This window comes from Tenacibaculum sp., from assembly GCF_050290165.1.
Classification (GTDB): Bacteria; Bacteroidota; Bacteroidia; order Flavobacteriales; family Flavobacteriaceae; genus Polaribacter.
Window position 1 is genome coordinate 125,701 of record NZ_JBNKHD010000015.1, and the last position, 19,626, is coordinate 145,326.

General features: G+C 31.5%; 16 protein-coding genes. 5 read left to right on the forward strand and 11 right to left on the reverse strand.

Annotated elements, in window-relative coordinates:
• Window positions 1–4: 4 nt before the first annotated feature.
• From ACQY6M_RS11615 to ACQY6M_RS11625, 3 genes are read left to right on the forward strand one after another with little or no spacing between them, the layout of a single operon-like run.
• Window positions 5–1,447, forward strand: coding sequence for a glycosyltransferase family 2 protein (locus tag ACQY6M_RS11615; RefSeq protein ID WP_428742063.1), 1,443 nt, complete (start codon window positions 5–7; stop codon window positions 1,445–1,447).
• Window positions 1,444–3,864 (forward strand): sulfatase-like hydrolase/transferase, encoded by a 2,421-nt coding sequence (locus tag ACQY6M_RS11620; RefSeq protein ID WP_428742064.1) that lies wholly within the window; start codon window positions 1,444–1,446, stop codon window positions 3,862–3,864. Before ACQY6M_RS11615 ends, ACQY6M_RS11620 begins: the two co-directional genes overlap by 4 nt.
• Complete coding sequence (locus ACQY6M_RS11625; protein ID WP_428742065.1) at window positions 3,864–5,132, forward strand: YaiO family outer membrane beta-barrel protein; 1,269 nt, start codon at window positions 3,864–3,866, stop codon at window positions 5,130–5,132. Before ACQY6M_RS11620 ends, ACQY6M_RS11625 begins: the two co-directional genes overlap by 1 nt.
• Window positions 5,133–5,193: 61 nt before the next feature.
• Here ACQY6M_RS11625 and ACQY6M_RS11630 read toward each other — a convergent pair whose 3' ends face one another.
• The 5 genes from ACQY6M_RS11630 to ACQY6M_RS11650 all read right to left on the reverse strand — a co-directional run bounded on the left by ACQY6M_RS11630 (window position 5,194) and on the right by ACQY6M_RS11650 (window position 9,141).
• A complete protein-coding gene (locus ACQY6M_RS11630) occupies window positions 5,194–6,471 on the reverse strand; it encodes a DUF3570 domain-containing protein (protein ID WP_428742066.1) in 1,278 nt (425 codons plus the stop codon).
• A gap of 66 nt (window positions 6,472–6,537) precedes the next feature.
• Window positions 6,538–6,747, reverse strand: a complete 210-nt coding sequence (locus ACQY6M_RS11635) for a DUF4266 domain-containing protein (protein WP_428742067.1) — start codon at window positions 6,745–6,747, stop codon at window positions 6,538–6,540.
• On the reverse strand, window positions 6,744–7,733 hold the full coding sequence (locus ACQY6M_RS11640; protein WP_428742068.1) for an FAD:protein FMN transferase: 990 nt from the start codon (window positions 7,731–7,733) through the stop codon (window positions 6,744–6,746). The genes ACQY6M_RS11635 and ACQY6M_RS11640 overlap by 4 nt, the downstream gene beginning before the upstream one ends.
• On the reverse strand, window positions 7,717–8,154 hold the full coding sequence (locus tag ACQY6M_RS11645) for a thioredoxin family protein (protein ID WP_428742069.1): 438 nt from the start codon (window positions 8,152–8,154) through the stop codon (window positions 7,717–7,719). The genes ACQY6M_RS11640 and ACQY6M_RS11645 overlap by 17 nt, the downstream gene beginning before the upstream one ends.
• A gap of 93 nt (window positions 8,155–8,247) precedes the next feature.
• Entirely contained in the window at window positions 8,248–9,141 is an 894-nt protein-coding gene (locus ACQY6M_RS11650; RefSeq protein ID WP_428742070.1) for a LysR family transcriptional regulator, read from the reverse strand.
• A gap of 107 nt (window positions 9,142–9,248) precedes the next feature.
• On the opposite strand from ACQY6M_RS11650, the gene ACQY6M_RS11655 reads away from it, so the two are divergent.
• Window positions 9,249–9,872 (forward strand): LysE family translocator, encoded by a 624-nt coding sequence (locus tag ACQY6M_RS11655; protein WP_428742071.1) that lies wholly within the window; start codon window positions 9,249–9,251, stop codon window positions 9,870–9,872.
• Between the two features lie 91 nt (window positions 9,873–9,963).
• On the opposite strand, the gene ACQY6M_RS11660 is transcribed toward ACQY6M_RS11655, so the two are convergent.
• From ACQY6M_RS11660 to ACQY6M_RS11675, 4 genes are all read right to left on the reverse strand, one after another.
• Window positions 9,964–10,464, reverse strand: coding sequence for a cupin domain-containing protein (locus tag ACQY6M_RS11660; RefSeq protein WP_428742072.1), 501 nt, complete (start codon window positions 10,462–10,464; stop codon window positions 9,964–9,966).
• A complete protein-coding gene (locus tag ACQY6M_RS11665; protein ID WP_166627783.1) occupies window positions 10,442–10,615 on the reverse strand; it encodes a hypothetical protein in 174 nt (57 codons plus the stop codon). Before ACQY6M_RS11665 ends, ACQY6M_RS11660 begins: the two co-directional genes overlap by 23 nt.
• On the reverse strand, window positions 10,608–12,050 hold the full coding sequence (locus ACQY6M_RS11670) for a sodium:solute symporter (protein ID WP_428742073.1): 1,443 nt from the start codon (window positions 12,048–12,050) through the stop codon (window positions 10,608–10,610). Before ACQY6M_RS11670 ends, ACQY6M_RS11665 begins: the two co-directional genes overlap by 8 nt.
• 63 nt (window positions 12,051–12,113) lie before the next feature.
• Entirely contained in the window at window positions 12,114–12,746 is a 633-nt protein-coding gene (locus ACQY6M_RS11675; protein ID WP_428742074.1) for an NAD(P)H-dependent oxidoreductase, read from the reverse strand.
• A gap of 131 nt (window positions 12,747–12,877) precedes the next feature.
• On the opposite strand from ACQY6M_RS11675, the gene ACQY6M_RS11680 reads away from it, so the two are divergent.
• A complete protein-coding gene (locus ACQY6M_RS11680) occupies window positions 12,878–14,149 on the forward strand; it encodes a DUF2851 family protein (RefSeq protein WP_428742075.1) in 1,272 nt (423 codons plus the stop codon).
• A 62-nt stretch (window positions 14,150–14,211) separates the two neighbouring features.
• Here the strand turns inward: ACQY6M_RS11680 and ACQY6M_RS11685 are convergent, their stop codons facing one another.
• Together ACQY6M_RS11685 and ACQY6M_RS11690 are read right to left on the reverse strand one after the other, a co-directional pair.
• Window positions 14,212–16,665 (reverse strand): alpha-ketoacid dehydrogenase subunit alpha/beta, encoded by a 2,454-nt coding sequence (locus tag ACQY6M_RS11685; RefSeq protein WP_428742076.1) that lies wholly within the window; start codon window positions 16,663–16,665, stop codon window positions 14,212–14,214.
• 117 nt (window positions 16,666–16,782) lie between these two features.
• Window positions 16,783–19,614: an aminopeptidase gene (locus tag ACQY6M_RS11690; RefSeq protein WP_428742077.1), complete on the reverse strand. Its 2,832-nt coding sequence runs from the start codon at window positions 19,612–19,614 to the stop codon at window positions 16,783–16,785.
• Window positions 19,615–19,626: the final 12 nt, after the last annotated feature.

Here is a 19,626-nt window from a genome sequence, read left to right on the forward strand (position 1 = left end):
AGCTATGGATACACAACAGATTACATATTATGTATTGCTAGTCATTCACTTTTTATTTTTAGCATACTCTTTTTTAGTGCTTTTGTCGTATGGAATACTTGCTGTTTTCTCAGGAAAAGAAACGATTTCGTATTTGAGAAAAAATAGTTTCGTTAATTATAAAGAAATTTTATCCTCAAAATTAGCACCAGGTATTTCAATTATAGCGCCTGCTTATAATGAAAGTTTAAATATTGTAGAGAATGTAAGGTCTTTGCTTTCTGCTCACTATGCAAATTACGATGTCATTATAGTAAATGATGGGAGCACCGATGATAGTTTAGACAGGTTGATTAAAGCTTATAAATTGGAAAGAGTAGAGTATTTAATCAATGAGCGCATTGAAACAAAACCTTTAAGAGCAGGAGTGTTTAGGTCTAAAAATCCTGCTTTTGAAAGACTTATTGTGGTTGATAAAGAAAATGGAGGAAAAGCAGATGCTTTAAATGTGGGGTTAAACATTAGTAATAATGATTATGTAGCATGTATTGATGTAGATTGTTTGTTGTTGGAAGACTCCCTACAAAAAATGATTAAACCTTTTTTAGAGTATACAGATAGAAAGGTTATAGCTTCTGGAGGAGTTATAAGAATAGCAAACTCTTGTGTTATAGAGAACGGAAAATTAATTGATATAAATTACCCTAAAACAACACTGGTTAGATTGCAGATACTAGAGTATTTGCGTTCTTTTTTGTTAGGAAGGATGGCTTGGAGTAAGTTAAATGGGTTATTGGTTATTTCCGGAGCATTTGGAATGTTTGATAGAAATATAGCAATTAAAGTAGGAGGGTATAATACAAAAACAGTTGGTGAAGATATGGAAATTGTTGTTCGTATGCGTAGGTACATGGAAGAGCAAAAGAAAGAATATAAAGTAGCATATATACCAGATCCTTTATGTTGGACAGAGGCTCCAGAAAATCATAAAACTTTTATCTCACAACGCAATAGATGGACACGAGGAACCATAGAAACATTAAAAGAACATCGGGTTATTGGGTTTAATCCTAAATATAGAGTTTTAGGAATGTTAAGTTTTCCTTATTGGTTTCTTTTCGAGCGTATGGCTCCCATTGTTGAAATATTAGGAATTATATATTTCATTTTATTGCTTCTTATAAGAAATATTCAATGGGATTATGCACTAGGATTTTTTTTAGCAGCCTATTTTTCATCTGTTATTTACACCTTATTAGCTGTTTTTTCAGAGGAGTTTACTTTTCATCAATACAAAAAGAAAGGAGTAGGAGCTCAGTTGGTTGTGTCAGCTCTTTTAGAGCCTTTTCTTTTACATCCCATAGTGTTATATGCGGCAATCAAAGGGAATATAGACTATTATTTTAACAAAAATCTAAGATGGGGAGAAATGACAAGAAAAGGATTGACTAATAAATATAAAGTATGAAAACAAGCTTGTTGAAGAAATCTATTTTTATTTATTCTAAAGCTATTGTTGCATTAATAGTAACATTCTGGCTAATGAGCTTTGTGGAAGCTTTTATTAAGTTTAGAACAATCACGACAGTAGAAATACTTCAGTTTATAGCCTATAAATTGTTACATGATTTTTTGGTAGTATTAATATTGGGTGTTTTGTTTTTTCCTATTTACTATGTATTCAACTTAGGACCTAAAAAACATGGAGAGTTGCTGTTTGGTGTTTTTGGAATACTACTTGTTTTAGGGGAATTTTTACTGGTAAAGTATAGCTCGATAACGTTACTAAACTTAGGGGCAGATCTTCTAGGGTATTCGTATAATGATATTTATAAAACTGTAGTTTCTTCAGAGTCGATTTCAATTGTAAATAGCCTTCTTTTTTTGGTAGCTCCTGTACTTTTTTTGATAATTCTATATTATTTCAAGAAGAGGATGTCTGATGCCTTTCCTTTAAAAATATTATTGGTGTTATTAATATTAGTAGTTCCGTTAAAGTTTTTTGCAACAGAATTTAATGAAGCCAAGTATCAAAATAAAATAGGGTTTTTAGCAATTGATGTTTTACAATTTAAGTTAGGGAAGCTAGAAGCGAATACTTATGAGGTTACAATAGAAAATGAATATCCTCTTCTAAAATTAACAGAACAAACGAAAGATGTTTTAGGTCCATTCTTTAATCAGCAGTTACAAAAACCCAATATTGTAGTCGTTATTTTTGAGGGATTGGGGACTGAGTTCGTTGATGGGAATTCGTATAGTGGATTTACACCATATGTAGATAGTTTAATAACGAATTCTTTGTATTGGGAGAATTTTGTGAGTAATACAGGAAGAACCTTTGGGGTATTACCTTCTTTAATAGGTTCTCTTCCTTTTGGAGATACTGGTTTTTTAGAGCTTGCTAAAACCCCAACTCACTTATCATTATTCAATCTGTTAAAAGAAAATGGTTACACAACATCCTATTATACTGGAGCTCCATCAAGTTTTGATAAAATTGATAACTTTTTAGAATACAATGATGTTGATTTTATTGTAGACGATAATAAGTTTGGACCGTCGTACATAAAAGCAGGAAGTGTTGATGGTTTTTCTTGGGGGTATCCAGATGCAGAAATGTTTAAAAAAGTATTGAGTACTTTAAAAGAAAAGAAAGAACCAAGATTTGATGTTATATCAACACTTAGCAACCACGAACCTTTTATATTTCCTGATAAGGCTACATATGAAATGAAAGTTGATAGTGTTTTAAATACATCGCAAAGGTTTGGGGTTTCGAAAAGAGAGATTCAGAGTAATAAGGAAATTTATGCAACATTACTTTATAGTGATAATGCTCTAAAGACTTTTATGAAAGATTATGAGGAAGAAAATAATATAGAAAACACAATTTTTATTATAACAGGTGACCATCGATTAATCCCAATTGAACAAAAAGATAAGTTGTGTAGGTTTCATGTTCCACTACTTATTTATAGTCCAATGCTAAAGAAACCACAGCGATTCAAATCGGTTTCTTCTCATTGGGATGTAGCTCCTAGTATCTATTCTTTTTTAAGTAATAATTATTTCCTAAAACCATTAAAACAAACTGCGTGGATGGGAACTGGTTTAGATACGGTTAAAGAGTTTAGGAATACTCATAAAATAGGGCTAATACGTTATAAAGGTGGACTGAAAGATTTTATTTATGATGATTATTTATATTCAGACGGAAGCTTGTATAGAATAAACAGTTCATTTGAAGTGTATAAAATTAATGACAATAAAATGTTGGAGACTGTTAAGGAGTCATTCAATAACTTTAAAAGAATAAACAACTATGTCGCGCAACAAGATAAAATTTATCCATTTACTGAAGCGCGTAAGAAGCGAAATAAAGTTGATTTTTCAATAGAGGAAAAAGAATTAATAAGAGAAGTTACTGAAGGAAAAACGTTTGATGAGGTATTTTTAATCGCGAGAGCTAAAGCATTTGATGGAGATAGAAAAACAGCAAGGTTGTTATGTGATTTCATCTTAAACAGTATGCCAAATCATGTAGATGCAAGAATTTTAAAAGGAAGAACTTTATCTTGGGATGGAAAGTATAATGAAGCAGAACCTTTGTTGTTAGAAGCTATTAATCGACATCCGTTTTATGATGATTCTTATTTGGCTTTGTTAGATACATATCGATGGTCTGGTCAAGAAAGTAAAAGCGTTATTACAGCAAAAAAAGCAATTAGAAATAAAATTAAGAATCCAAGTATAGCTTTTAAATTAGCAATGGGCTACCAAAAGTTAGCACAAAAAGAACAAGCGATTAGGGTTATAGATAGTCTTTTAGAAATATATCCAGAAAATGAAGAGTATTTAAAATTCAAAAAAGTTCTAAAATAATGATGTTAAAAGGGAAAAGTTATAGCTTATGTATAGTGTTAATATTGTGTGTATGTTCTGTTTTTTCTCAGAAAAAGACATTTCAAGGAGATCCTGATGTGGCTTTTGAAAAAGCAAGAGAATTGGCTTTTAATAAACAACGCAAAGAGGCACAAGATACTTTACGATTTATTTTAACAAAGTATCCAAATTACTTGGATGTACGTTCGTTTTTAGCCAGCACATATTCTTGGGATGGTAACTATAAACAAGCCCGAACAGAGTTTGAGTATGTGTTAGAAAAAGATGCTAAAAGAAAGAGCGATTGGGTGGGGGCAATTAATAACGAGTTATATGCAGAATTGCCGTATAAGGCATATGAGTTAGTAAAAAAAGCTTTGTTATATTTTCCAGATGATACCGATTTACTCTATTTAAAAGCAAAGTCCGAAGAAAAATTTCAAAAGCCAGAAGATGCATTACGAACTTTAGATAAGATAATTGAAATAGATAGTAATAATACCAAAGCTATTTCTTACAAGGAAAGCTTAATGAACACGCTACGCTTTAACAGTGTTGGATTGAACTATTCAATGATTTTGTATAACAAGGATGAAAGAGATCCGTCTTATTACAGTACAGTTCGATATTCAAGGCAAACAAAATATGGTAGTATTATTGGTAAAGTAAATTATTCGCGAAGATTCGATACCGATAATTTTCAGTATGAATTGGATATGTATCCGAGAATTGTAGAAGGTTTGTATGCATATATTAGTGGAGGTTTTTCAAGTGATGCTTTGTTTCCTAAAATACGCTATGGTGCGGAACTGTATAAAACACTACCATACAGCTTAGAAGTTTCCTTGGGTTTTAGAGGATTGAAGTTTTCGGAAACTACTACTATTTATACAGGGTCTGTAGGATGGTACACTGGAAATAGTTATTGGTCGTTTCAAACTTACATTACTCCTAATGATAATGGAACAAGTAAATCTGGGACTTTAACGTATCGAAGATATTATAGCGATGCGGATAATTACTTTGGTGTAGCGGTAGGTGCAGGGTTTTCTCCAGAAATAGATAGGTATCCAGTTAATACCGAGCAAACGGTAGTTTTTGATTTAAAAACTCAGAAAATTAGTGGGGAATATGCATTTACTTCTTCTAGTAAAAAACATGCTTGGAAGACTTTTGTGAATATTTTACGTGAAGAAAAAAGTTTTGATCGTGGCGAGTACTTTTTGCTATATACTTTAGGGATTTCCTATGATTTAAGATTCAGATAAGCTTATACATAAGCAAACGCCTCTACTTTTTAATTCGAGGCGTTTGCTTTTAAGAGTTTTGTTAATCCATAATAAATTTAAAACCTGCTGTTATTAAGCTTGAATTAAAAGTTGTATTTCTGTCATATTTATAAAACTTTACATCAATACTTTTGAGTCCAAACTTCCATATATGTGCTTTGGAAAAGATGTCTGTATAAGAAGCTCCAAAACCAAATTGATTGGAAGAATATTCTGAAAGGTCATAATCCGAGGTATAAAACTTGTTTGTAGACAAGTGTTTTTCGTAAGCGGCAAAATAATCTGCAGCTGTTTGATTGTAAAATCGGTATGAAGGATACAGTGTGAATTTATCTGTAATTTTTATAGGAATTTCAATACTGGCTGTGTGAGAATTGATTCCCCAATCGTCAAAATAATAACGATAAAAAGTACGCACAGTAAGCAATTCATTTAAGTACCAGTTTAGTCTACCTCCCATAGCTATTTTAAGTCTGTTATTAGGAAGCTTTTCGTTGGCATCCGCTAATTGAAAATTTTGAATAAAAGAGTCGGCTATATCACTAAAATAAACTCTTTGAAATGGTGTAGCAAGCAAACCGTTTTGTTTGATAAGGTCAAAAGCTAATGAGCCTTGTACATTTTTATGTAAAATTTGAGAAAACCCAAGACCAAAGGAATAAGAGTTTCTATTCTTACTAGAAAACTCATTAAAAATAGGACTATAATTTGTAACTCCGTATTGAACAAATAGCCCATCATTTATACCATCTCCACCGGCAGAAAAAGGTCTTAGTTCATATGGATAAATAGTTTTCCAAGTGTCTAAATATATATTAGCACTAATGCTAAGTTCTGTGTTTTTTTCGTTAAAAAGTCGGGTATAGCTTCCTCCAAAACCTATTGAAGAGTAATCAAACTCAGAAGAAACAGAGGCTTTTGCTGTCCAAATTTGGTTTCTGTCGTCAGAACTATGGCTATAATTTCCAGAGAAATTAAACCATAAATCGGTATGCGATGCACCAGTAGAAGCTTGAAAAGGATCGGCATAACCTTTATCGAAAGGGTTTACATTACTTGATGAAGCTGAGGTGTAGGCAGAAATACCTGTATCTAAAGTTAACACATCATCATCGTTTAACGGAATTGAAACTACAATGTCAGCAGTTAGGTCGGTTAATTCTTCGGTACCAACCCCACCGCTTACTGCAGCGTTATCTCCATCTTGGCTATAATAGCTTGTTAAAAAATCTACTTCAGCAGTTTCTAACACACGTTTTTTGTATACTTTAACAGAGTCTTTTGCTTGTTGAGAGAAGCTGTAAAGTGATGCAAACAAAAAAGTTATTGATAAAAAATATTTCAAATTATAAGTTGAATTAGAATTATTAAAAGGTTTAATACATTAGTTGCAGCCACAACCACCTCCAGTTTTACCACCATTAGCACCAGAGGCAGCCTCTCTATAAGAATGCATGGTAGTTACATAGCGGTCACATTTTTTTTCTGTCAGCGCCATATCAGGGTCATTAATGTTTATTTTTTCGTATTCTTTTACAACTACACAACTAGTACAGAAAAAAGTACCAATAATAGCAATCATTAATTTTTTCATATTTTATCTATCGTTATATTTTTTGAAGTTGAAATATTGCCTTTTTCATCAATAATAATACATTCAACTTTTGGTAATTGATTAACTCTATTTAAGCCTACATCTTTTCCCATCACAAAGATTGATGTAGCTAAGGCATCTGCTAATTCCGCTTTAGGGGCAAAAACAGTAACACTAATAATTCCGCTAGAAGGATACCCAGTTCTAGGATCTATAATGTGTGTATATCGTTTTCCGTTTAAATTTACAAATTTTTCATAATTTCCTGATGTAACTACAGCACTATTAACTAAAGGGAAAAGCGCAAATACTTTATTCTTATTCATAGGGTTAGTTATAGCAACTTTCCATGGTTTGCTATTAGGTTGGCTTCCCCAGGTATTCATGTCTCCTGAAGCATTTATAATACCTGCAGTGACTCCTTTTGATATAAGAAGTGCTTTTGCTTTGTCAGCGGCGTACCCTTTTCCGATAGCGCCAAAGCCAATTTTCATTCCTTTTTCTTTTAAAAAGACGGTGTTTTTGCTTTTGTCAAGTATAATATTTTGGAATCCAACCTTAGCCACAGAAACACTTATTTTATCTGCTGAGGGCATTTTTGTCATACTGCCATCAAACTTCCAGATGCAATCCATTGAAGCGTAGCTAATATCAAAAGCTCCATCAGTTAGTTTAGAGATAGAAATAGCTCTTTTAATAAGTTCAAAAAGTTCTGCATCTACAACTACAGGTTTGATTCCTGCATTTTTGTTAATTTTTGATGTTTGTGAGTTAACATCCCAAGAAGAGATTAGTTTTTCAATTCTTGTAATTTCTGATATAGCTATATCAATATTATTCTTTCCTTGTACAGAATCATTTGCAACTACCGTAATATCAAAACGGCTACCCATTAGTTTAAGGGTACGTTGATACGTCTGTTGAGCATAACCTGTAACTACTAAGAAGACTAGAAGAAAAGGAGTTAATTTATTTAATAAAAGCATTTATTTCGTCAATATAAGATACTGGAGTCGTTTTTTTATACCCTGTTTCACCCAATACTTTACCTTCTTTATCCAGTATTACAACCAAAGGAAAGAAACCTTTTTTATTGTAAGTTTCAAATAGTTTAGCATTGGCTTCTTGTTGTTCTTCAGACAGTGTGTTTTTTTTCTTTCTAGGGAAATCTGCTTGTAACATCACATAATGTTCCTTTGCGTATTCTTTAAAAGTATTAGTGCTCCAAACTTCCTTGTTCAATTTCATGCATGGAATACACCAGTCTGATCCTTGAAAAACAAGAATGATAGGTTTGTCTTCTTGTATGGCAATTTCTTTTGCTTTTGAAAAATCTGTTTGCCAGTTTTGGGCATAAGTAGTACTTAAACCCATTAGTAAAAAGATGACGATTATTGTCTTATTCATTGGTTTGTTATTTATAGTGTTAATAACGAGGCGTCCCTTTTTTTCTTACAATTTAAGAATAAAAGTTTTCTTAAGAAAGAAGCGCTTAGGATTTTAAATAAATCGTTGGTAGTAACTTTTTCCTAGTTTAATAGAGTAATCAATTACATCTTTAATAATTTTTCTGTCGTCATTTTTACGCCAATTGATGAAAAGTTCAGTGTTTTCGGGTAGTTTGATAAAGCGGACTTTGGAGTTTAACGAAAACTGAAAAGAGTAGGGTAGGATAGAAATCCCTAGTCCTTTTGAAATTAGATTTAATATCATACTTCCAAAATCAGATTCAATATGAGTTTTAGGTTCAAAACCATAGGTGTTAAAAATATTGCGAAGCAACGAAGAAAAATAAGTCGTATGATGTAAACCAGAAATGATAAATTTTTCGTTTTTTACATCTTTTAAGTCAACAAAATTATCAGTTGTTAGCCAATGATTTTCAGGAACAACAAGACAAACAGGTTCAGCATACAGTTTTTCAGATAAAATAGAAGAGTTTAAAACTTCATTTCTGCTAAAAGCAAGATCAATTTGATAATTAGTAAGAAGATTTTCAATACTAATATCAATAGGCTCCATAAGCTCTACTTTTAAATCGGGTTTTTCGTCAGAGAATATTTTAAGTAATTCTGGTAAATAGTTGTAAGAAATAGAACCTGGGTAAGCAATACTAACAAGCCCAGAAGAGCCTTCTTCAATTTTTTTAGCATGCTGGTGTGTGCGATCAAATTCATCTAATAAATCTTCCCACTTTTTTTTAAGAAACATACCCGCATCAGTCAATTTTACATTTCTTTTGTCGCGCTCAAATAAGGTAATACCCAATTCTTCCTCTAAGGCTTGAATTTGCCTGCTTAAAGAAGATTGAGAGGTGTATACCTTTTCTGCTGTCTTCCAAAAATGGAGCTCTTCTGCAAGAACTAAAAAGTATCGAATCTGTTGAAAGGTCATTCTAATGCGTTTTTTGCATTAATAGATCAAAAATAAGTATTTTTTAATAAAGGATACTGCTGTTGATTTGCATAAAAAAACTTTGTAATTATTTTAAATTGATAAAGATGGGAGTTGAAAATTTTATGGCATTTTTTGTGGCGACAATTCTTTTTATTTTAACGCCAGGGATAGAAACTATTTTTTTGATTAATAAATCAATAAGTCAAGGAAGAAAATCTGGAGTTTATACTGCTTTTGGTTTGAATACAGGAGCTTTGGTGCATACTTTGTTTGGAGCATTAGGACTGTCAATTATTGTAGCTAAATCTGCAATATTTTTTGCATTGATAAAATATTTAGGAGCGGCCTATTTAATTTATTTAGGAGTGATGAAAATAATATCTAGGAAAGGAATGATTGAAAATCTTGATGAAGAACAAAAGAAAAATTCTGCAAAAAGTGATTTTAAATCAGGGTTTATAACGAATATATTAAATCCGAAAGTTGCATTATTCTTTTTAGCGTTTTTTCCACAATTTATTAGTTCTGACCAAATAGAAAACCCAATGCCGTTTATTTTTATGGGGGTTTCTTATGCAGTTATGACGACGATTTGGTACTTAATTTTAACATCGTTTGCAGGAGCGTTTTCAAAAAAAATTAAAGAAAATCAAAAAATAGGAATACGATTGAATAAAATTTCAGGAGCAATATTTGTATTGATGGGGATTCAAATAGCGTTTATGTAAGCTCAAAACCGATAGTATTATAGTTTTACTATCGGTTTTTTATAATAAATATATAGGTTGACACTGAAAAGTGTTAGGTTTTATTAGGAGGCTATGAATGTGTCAGTTTACTTATAATTTCTTTATGCTGAGGGAATAGCTGTATGAGCTCTTCTCTTTTAGGTAGCACAAAATCGTTAAAATCAAAGCCTGGGGCAACAGTACAACCAGTAAAAGTATAAGAGTTTTCTTTAACAACTTCTGCAGCAAACCAATAACCAGCAGGAACTACAAATTGTGGTTGTTCATTATTTTCTATATCATTTCCTATGAGAACAAAAGAATAATCTCCTTGTGGAGAAATTATATGTAATTTCAGAGAACTTCCTTTATAAAAATGCCAAATTTCATCTTGATTAATTTTATGAAAAGCGGAGAATTTTTTAGAAGTCAATAAAAAATAAATACATGTACTATAATTTCTGTCTCCTTTAAAATTTGAACCTAGTTGTTCATTTTTAATGATTCCATTGCTTCTGTAAGTTTCTTTAAAATAACCACCTTCAGGATGTTCCGTTAAGTCAAACTTTTTAATTATCTGTTGTGCTGTCATTTTCTTTTTGTTCGTTCACTTTTTTAATAATGGCTTTCAAACGTTCTTTGGTACGTTGCTTTTCCAGACGAAGTTTGTTTTCCTTTTGTTTCATCAAGCGTGTATGCTTCGCTTTGTTTACGGTGTTTTTTGCTTTTCCTTTTTTAGGCATTTTTTGATGTTTTAATAGTTAATAATCCTAAGAAAGTCAAGAATCCATTTAAAATTAAGACAAAAAATCCAAAATCAAAGCCCAATTTTTCTTTGCTGTAAAAGCTAATAATATAGGTTAATACTGGAGCAATTAAACAAATGACAGGAACCAATTTGTCTTTCACCTTTAGTTTGGTGAATAACCCGAAAGCATATAACCCTAATAGCGGACCATAGGTATACCCTGCAAATTGAAATATTTTAGCAATTACACTCTCGTTTGCAATAAAATATTTAAAAATTAAGATGGTAGCTACCAAAATGAAAGAGAATAACACGTGAATTCTCTTTCGTGTTTTTTCTTTTTCTTGCTCGTTATCTTTTTTATCAATCTCTAAAATATCAATACTAAATGAGGTGGTTAACGAAGTTAAAGCACTATCGGCACTAGAGTATGCTGCGGCAATCAATCCTAATAAAAAGAACAATGCTGTAGCAATTCCTAAATTCCCACTCATGGCAACAGTTGGGAATAAGTTGTCTTTATGAGCGTCTAAACCATTAGCGGTAGCATAATCCGTTAACAAGACGCCTAAGGCTAAAAAGAAAAAGTTTACAATTACTAAGACAATAGTAAACCAAAACATGTTTTTTTGAGCATCTTTTAAGTTACGACAAGTCAAGTTTTTTTGCATCATGTCTTGATCTAACCCCGTCATTACTATAGCGATAAAAGCTCCAGAGAAAAACTGTTTCCAAAAATAATTTCCAGCTTTAACATCGTCAAAAAAGAAGGTTTTTGATAAGTTATTATTAGCAACGTACGAAAATAGGTTGTCTATGTGCATTGCATCTTTAATCATAACAATACAAACACCAACTGCAATTAGCATAAAGAGCGTTTGTAAAGTATCAGTCCATACAATTGTTTTAATACCGCCTTTAAAGGTATACAACCAAATAAGTAAAATAGTAATGGTTACCGTTACCCAAAAAGGAATTCCATATGCATCAAACAGGATTAATTGCAAAACATTGGCTACTAAAAACAATCTGAAAGCAGCACCAACAGTTCTTGAAAGTAAGAAAAAAGAAGCGCCTGTTTTATAGGAGTATCTTCCGAAGCGACCTTCTAAATAAGTATAAATAGAAGTTAAATTTAATCGGTAATAGAGAGGGAGTAATACGAGTCCAATTACAGCATACCCTAATACATATCCTAATACCATTTGCATATAACCCATTTGTTGACCTTCAACCCATCCAGGAACCGAAATAAAGGTTACTCCTGAAAGGGAAGCACCAATCATTCCAAAAGCAACTAAATACCAAGGAGAAGAATTGTTTGCTTTAAAAAATGTGGCGTTGTTTGCTGATTTGCCGGTGATGTACGAAATGAGAATTAATACACCAAAATAAGCTAAAATGAGGAGTAGTATTTGTAGTGGTTGCATACAATTAAATTATGAACTACGAATGTACTAAAATTATCATTCGTAATTCATAATTCAAGTTTTCTAAGAAAGTTCAATAACCACTTCTTCGGTTTTTCTTCGTACTTTTTTTAAGTCCTTCATATAATCGTCTTCTGCTCTAAAACCAACAGGTAATACTAAAACAGACTGTAAATTATATTTGTCTAATTCTAAGATTTCGTTATATTTTTCTGGAACAAAACCTTCCATTGGGCATGAGTCTATTTTTTCATAGGCTGCTACCGTTAGTAAGTTTCCTAAGGCAATATATGCTTGGTTTTTCATCCATTGAAATAAAACTTCTTGCGATTTGTTTTCAATGTCGTTTGTTAAGTACTCTTTAAATGGATTTAAAATTTCATCAGGAGTGTTTCTAATATCTTTTACTAATTTAAAGTAGCTTTCAACGTGTTCTGTAGTTAATTCTTTTGGAATACATAAAACCAGTAAGTGTGAAGCTTGTACAACTTGAGGCTGATTCCAAGAGTGTTCTACCAATTGTTGTTGTAGATCTTTGTTTTTTATAACTAACATTTTTACAGGTTGTAATCCGTAAGAAGTAGCCGTTAAATTAAAAGCTTCTTTTAAGATATTGATTTGTTCTTCGGAAAGACTTTTATGTTCGTCGAATTTTTTAACAGCATAACGCCATTGTAAATTTTCAATACTATTCATTCGTTTAATTTTTTTTACTTGTCAAAAGTACTCTAATATGAAATCGTCTAAAAGCACTTTGGATAATAAAAATTGATAATATCATAGAGAATATTTTTGTACCTTGAAAATGAAAATGAAAAGGAAATGTTATGAAAGAAGAGTTTTTACATTTTTTATGGCAGTACAAATTATTTAACGTTACCAATTTAACATCTGTTAAAGGTGAAACGATTGAGGTAATTAACTCGGGAGTTTATAATACCAATTCTGGACCTGATTTTTTGAATGCAGAATTAAAAATTGAAGGTCAGTTGTGGATTGGGAATGTTGAGATTCACCTAAAATCATCTGACTGGTATGCGCATCATCATGAAAAAGATTCAAACTATGACGCAGTAATTTTACATGTAGTTTGGAATTATGATACTGATGTTTTTATGAAAAATAATCTTCCTTTGCCTACTGTAGAATTGCAGCAATTTGTTCAAAAAGAAGTATTAATAAATTATCAAGAGTTATTTTCAAAAGAACAACGTTGGATTCCTTGTGAAAAGCAAATAGCAGAAGTAGATTCTTTTTTGCTTCATAATTGGTTAGAACGCTTGTATTTTGAACGTTTAGAAAACAAAGCTGTTTTTATTAAGGGATTATTAGCTAGAACCAATAATGATTATGAAGCAGTATTATTTAAGTTATTGGCAAAGAATTTCGGATTGAAAGTAAATGGAGAGGCCTTTTTTGAGTTGTCGAACTCTTTTGATTTTTCGGTACTGCGAAAAGTTCGATTTAACCAAGAACAATTGTCAGCATTATTGTTTGGACAAGCAGGTTTTTTAGCAGATGAAATTGAAGATAGTTATTATTTAGGGCTTCAAAAAGAATATAAGTACTTACAACATAAGTATCAATTGAAACCGTTAACGAAACATCGATTTCAGTTTTTTAGAATGCGTCCCAATAACTTTCCATCAATTCGAATGGCTCAGTTGGTAGCATTATACTGCAGACATCAACATTTATTTTCTCAAATATTAGAAGTATCTAGTTTGCAAAATTTTTATATGTTGTTTTCAGTAGAAGTGAATGACTTTTGGAAAACACATTATACTTTTGAAACCACTTCTAAAAAATCATCTAAAAAGCTTACAAAATCATTTATAGACTTACTCGTTGTCAATACAATCATTCCTTTAAAGTTTGTATATGAGCAAGAAAGAGGAGAGGTAAATGAAGAAAAATTATTGCAATTAATGCAGCAATTAAAACCTGAGAAAAATTCAATTATTAACAAGTTTTCTGAATTAAAAATTGAAGCAAAGAATGTTTTTGAAACCCAAGCTTTGTTGGAATTGAAAAACAACTATTGCACACAGAAACGTTGTTTACAATGTGCAATAGGAAATAGTCTATTGCGTAAATAATAAATCTCGTGAATTTTAAAATTCACGAGATTTATTTTACTCTTTTATAGGTCTATTTCTGACTAGTATAAACTCTTAAATTTAGCAGGATTTGCTTCGTGCATAATTTCGTATACTTTTTCAAAAATATCTTCAGCAGATGGTTTAGAGAAGTAATCTCCGTCAGTACCATAAGCAGGTCTGTGTGCTTTTGCTGTTAAGGTTTGTGGCTTGCTGTCTAAGTGTTTGTAACCATTTTGGTTTTCAACAATTTCTTGTAATAAATATGCTGAAGCTCCTCCAGGAACATCTTCGTCAACTACTAACAAACGGTTTGTTTTAGCAACCGATTTTACCGTATCGTGATTGATATCAAAAGGTAATAAACTTTGCGCATCTACAATTTCTACATCAATGCCAACTTGAGCTAAGTCTTTAGTAGCTTCTTCAACAATTCGTAAAGTAGAACCATAAGAAACTATAGTAATGTCGTTTCCTTCTTTGATGGTTTCCACAACCCCAATAGGAGTTTTAAAATCTCCTAAGTTGGTTGGTAATTCTTCTTTTAAACGGTATCCGTTTAAACATTCTACTACTAAAGCAGGATCATCACCTTCTAATAGGGTATTATAGAATCCAGCAGCTTTGGTCATGTTACGAGGAACCAATACGTGAATACCTCTTACGTTATTGATAATTCCTCCCATTGGAGAACCTGAGTGCCAAATTCCTTCTAAACGATGTCCACGAGTACGAACAATTAAAGGTGCCTTTTGTTTACCAAACGTACGGTAACGTAGTGTGGCTAAATCATCACTCATAATTTGTAAGGCGTACAATAAATAATCTAAATATTGAATCTCAGCAATCGGACGTAATCCACGCATTGCCATACCAATACCTTGACCTAAAATGGTAGCTTCACGAATTCCAGTGTCAGAAACACGTAATTCACCAAATTTTTCTTGTAAACCTTCCAATCCTTGATTTACATCACCAATATAACCAGCATCCTCTCCAAAGATTAATACCTCAGGATGTTTTGCCAAAATTGCATCAAAATTATCACGCATAATAATACGTGCATCTACCATATTTGTTTCTGAAGCGTAGGTTGGAGCTTCAGCTGGAACATTTTCAGTTGCTAATTCGGTTTCACTTAATAAGTGCGCCGAATATTTTACAGCAGCTTTATCAATCGAAGCTTTGATAAAGTTTTTAAGAGCTGTTTTTTCAGCAAAATCTTCATCTCTTAAGTAACGTAACGTTTTACGTGCCGCTACTAAGATATCTTTTCGTATTGGTTCAGCAATTGCTGCTAAATCGTTTTTATATTTTGTAATAAAGGAACCGTTGTTGCTCTTTTGTGCGACAGTGTCTAGTAAAGCAACAGCTTCTATAACTTCGTTTTTTATTTCGTCGGTGTAAGCACTCCAAGCATCACGTTTCGCTTTGCTAACTTCTTTTTTAGCGTCTTTTTCAATATTGATTAAATCCTCTTCTGAATCAATAAATTTTAACGTTTCACCATTCTCATTTTCTAATTCAAACTCTAAAATCCACTTACGCATTTGAGCAATACAGTCAAACTCTTGCTCCCATTGTAAACGATCAGTCGACTTGTAACGTTCGTGTGAACCAGAAGTTGAGTGTCCTTGTGGTTGTGTTAATTCTTTTACGTGAATTAATACAGGTATATGTTGCTCTCTTGCAATTTGAGAAGCTTTATTGTAGGTATCTACTAATTGAACATAATCCCATCCATTTACTACAAAAATTTCATACCCGTTGCTTCCATTTTCGCGTTGAAAACCTTTTAAGATTTCTGAAATACTTTCTTTAGTTGTTTGATGACGCGCATGTACTGAGATTCCATATTCATCATCCCATACATTCATAATCATTGGAACTTGTAAAACACCAGCCGCGTTGATAGTTTCAAAAAACAAACCTTCACTTGTACTAGCATTTCCTATAGTACCCCAGGCAACTTCGTTACCATTGATAGAAAAATTAGTGTGTTTTTCTAACCCTTTTACATTTCTGTAAATTTTAGATGCTTGCGCTAATCCTAATAAGCGAGGCATTTGACCTGCTGTAGGAGAGATGTCAGAAGATGAATTTTTTTGAGCAGTTAAATTTTTCCAATTCCCATTTTCATCTAAAGAGTGGGTTGCAAAGTGACCTCCCATTTGGCGACCTGCCGACATTGGTTCAATTTCAATATCAGTATGTGCGTATAAACCAGCAAAAAATTGTTGCGGAGTTAATTCACCTATAGCCATCATAAAGGTTTGGTCACGGTAATACCCCGAGCGAAAATCTCCATTTTGAAAGGCTTTAGCCATTGCTAATTGAGGTACTTCTTTACCATCACCAAAAATTCCAAATTTAGCCTTACCTGTTAAAACTTCTCTTCTTCCTAGCAAACTACATTCTCTACTAATACGAGCAATTTTATAATCATTTAAAACTTCGTTTTTAAAATCTTGAAAAGAAAGCTGTTGAGTATTAGCTATTTCGGTATTTTGCGTCATAATCATCTAATTTAGGTACGGTTACAAAGATAGTTTTTTTAGTTGAAATTTAAAAATTTCAGTTTTTATTGAATATTTTTCAAAATAACAGAAAAAAAAGAGAATTTGTTGAGGTATTTACAATAGTCCTCTTCTAAAAAAGTTGTAAATTCTATCAATATCTGTTGTAATGATAAAACGAATTTTTGTAGGATAAGCTCCTTTATTAATTTCGAAACCTTCGTTGGTATAAATTGGAAAATAAAATTCAAAAATGTCAGGTAGAAAGTTTAAGCGTATTCCGTTTTCATAAAAAAACTTAGGTGATGTGCTTTTGTCTTTTAACATGGCTACATCATTATATATTTCTGCCCATTTCCATACACTAACACTGGTGTTGATAGAAGAAATTAATTGGTTAGCGTAATATGGGTTTTTAAACTTTGATTTAAAACCTCCTTGATCAACAACAAATTGTTGACTAAAAATTCCTTCATTTTCTGAACGTCCAAATAAGTTTTGTTCAAACAGATAATCATTGCCTCTATTTAAACCAAAACTAAAGTAATCTCCTTCAGTATCATTGGTCAAGAAAAGTCCTCCAAAAAAACGAATTTCATAGCTTTCATTAGGAGTAAAAAACTTTCTGTACCTAATATCTGTAGATATTTTGTTGAAATTTGAATTTATTTCAGCATTGAAAGCATATCTAATGTCTTGGATAGCAGTATACTTATTGTTAATGTAGCGCAAATTAAAAATATTATACTTGTCTTGATCTGTTTGAGTATTACCAGAAGCTACTTCTTTATTAACTCCCACTAAACGAACCAAAAAAAACTTAGACCCTATGTCTCGAAGTGTGTTTCTTCTAAATTGAAAACTAACAAAAGGAGTCAAAGTGTTATAGCCTAGTTCAGGGGCATAATGAAAATTGCTACCACCAATACCGTAGCGTATTTTGTATAAACTAGATTCTTTAAGAAAATGATTGTATGCGACAACAAAAGAACCTGTTAGATTTCTACTTTTTGTTCCGTAGTTGGGAGTTATGCTAAACTCGAAGTTGTGGTTAATAATAGGTCTATTATTAATATTAACTCCTAATATTAGACCATCATATAGATTGTATTTAATGTCAGGGTAATAAAATAGTTGATTGTAGTATGGGTTTTCTGCATCCTTAAAAAAACGAAATTGGAGAGGTTTATTAATAAGGCTATTGTTTACATTTCTGAAATTGTCTAAAGAATTAAACTCAGGGTAATTATCTTCATAATTTAAAGCTAATTTATCAAAATCGCCTCTCTTTATTGTAATAGTCTTTGTAGAGTCAACATTAGTTACCCATGTTTTAAATTTTACTTTTTTATTTTGAATTCCATACAAGGTAACCGGAGCCGTAAAATTCCTTTTGTTTTTAATGGTAATGTTAAGAGAATCTTTATTTTTAGAGTATTTTACTTTTTTTATTTTATAATCAATTTTTTTATTAGTGTGTATATAATCACCAAAGAACCATTGTAAATCTTTTGAAGTGTTTTGTTGAATAATGCTAGCAAAATTTTCACTACTAGTTAGTTTTAATTGATTTTTAATATAAAACTCTTTTATAGATTTCTTTAAAATACTATCTCCAACAAAATCTTGTAAATACTTAAATCCAAGTCCAGCTTTATACTTACTAACTACTTTTCGGTTAAAATTAGAAAGTGAATCACTTGGTGTTGTTAGTGATTGATCATAGAATTTACGAGCACTAAATTGATATACAAAAGCATACTTGTCGTTTTGTTTGAGTTTAGAAAGGTTATAGGATTTTATAAGCCAATTGTTGGCATATTTACCTAAAATGGGAACTTCAGGATAGTATTTTTTTACATACTCCATCATTAAAAAAGTTTGTAATCCGTCAGTTAGCCAATAATCTTTTCTTGTATTAAGAATAATTACATCATCAAAATATTTTTGTGTTAGAGCTTTGAAAAAACCAGTTTCCCATCTAAAATTTTTAGGAAAGGGCTTAAGCCAACTGGGAATTCCATAGATCTCATGTAGGGAGTTTTTATTCACAGTACGTGCATCTACAAGAATTTCAGGATGAGGGTTTTTACCTATAAAGTCTTCAATAAATTGTATCTGTCGATTTATAATTTGGGTTGTTTCTTGGTTTGAAATATCTTTTAAATAAGCGTCTGTTTTTATTTCTTTATCATCCGTTTTAAACGATTTAAATGTTTTTAAGGTGTCAATGTGAAGTATAATGTCTTTTTTATTATGTCCAACTAAATAGTAATTTGTAAACTCCTTTTTCTCAGTTTTGTATTGATAAAGGTTACTTTCTATATAGTAATTTTTTGGGACATCGATTGAAATAGTATAGCTAGATGGCTTTTCATATAAGTCATCTAAATTTAAATTACTCATTACTTCCCATTTCTTATTAAATACAGCAGGGGTTATGTACCAAAATCGTAAATGATATCCTGTTTTTGTTTTTCCATAACCTGTGTATTTAGCATTTGGAATTTTTACAAAATAGGAAGTGAATATAGTTAAGCGATCTTGAGGTTTTAGTGTATCTGTTAGAGAAACTTCAATAACATCAGGTTGGTTCTTTTTTTCTTTAAAAGGAACTAGTTTATAATTTACGGCTAAATTTTTTATATAGCTAAAACCCCTATCACTATCTTTTGAAAAGTAAAAATCATTTTTGTAATCTTCTATAAAACGTTTGCCCAGAGGTGTTCTGTTATCTATGTAGCTATTAGCCCAATTATGTAGGTAAAGTTTTTTTAAGTTATTGGATGATTGGTTAAAAAAAACAGTTTTCTGTTGAATGTGAAGTAAGTTGTTTTTCACATCTAATTTTGCTTTGATGTCAATTGAATTTACTTGTGCTGTTACTTTTAAACAACACAATAAAATAATACAGACAAGGAAGTGTGTTTTTGATTTCAATTCAAACATAAAAAAAGCTCG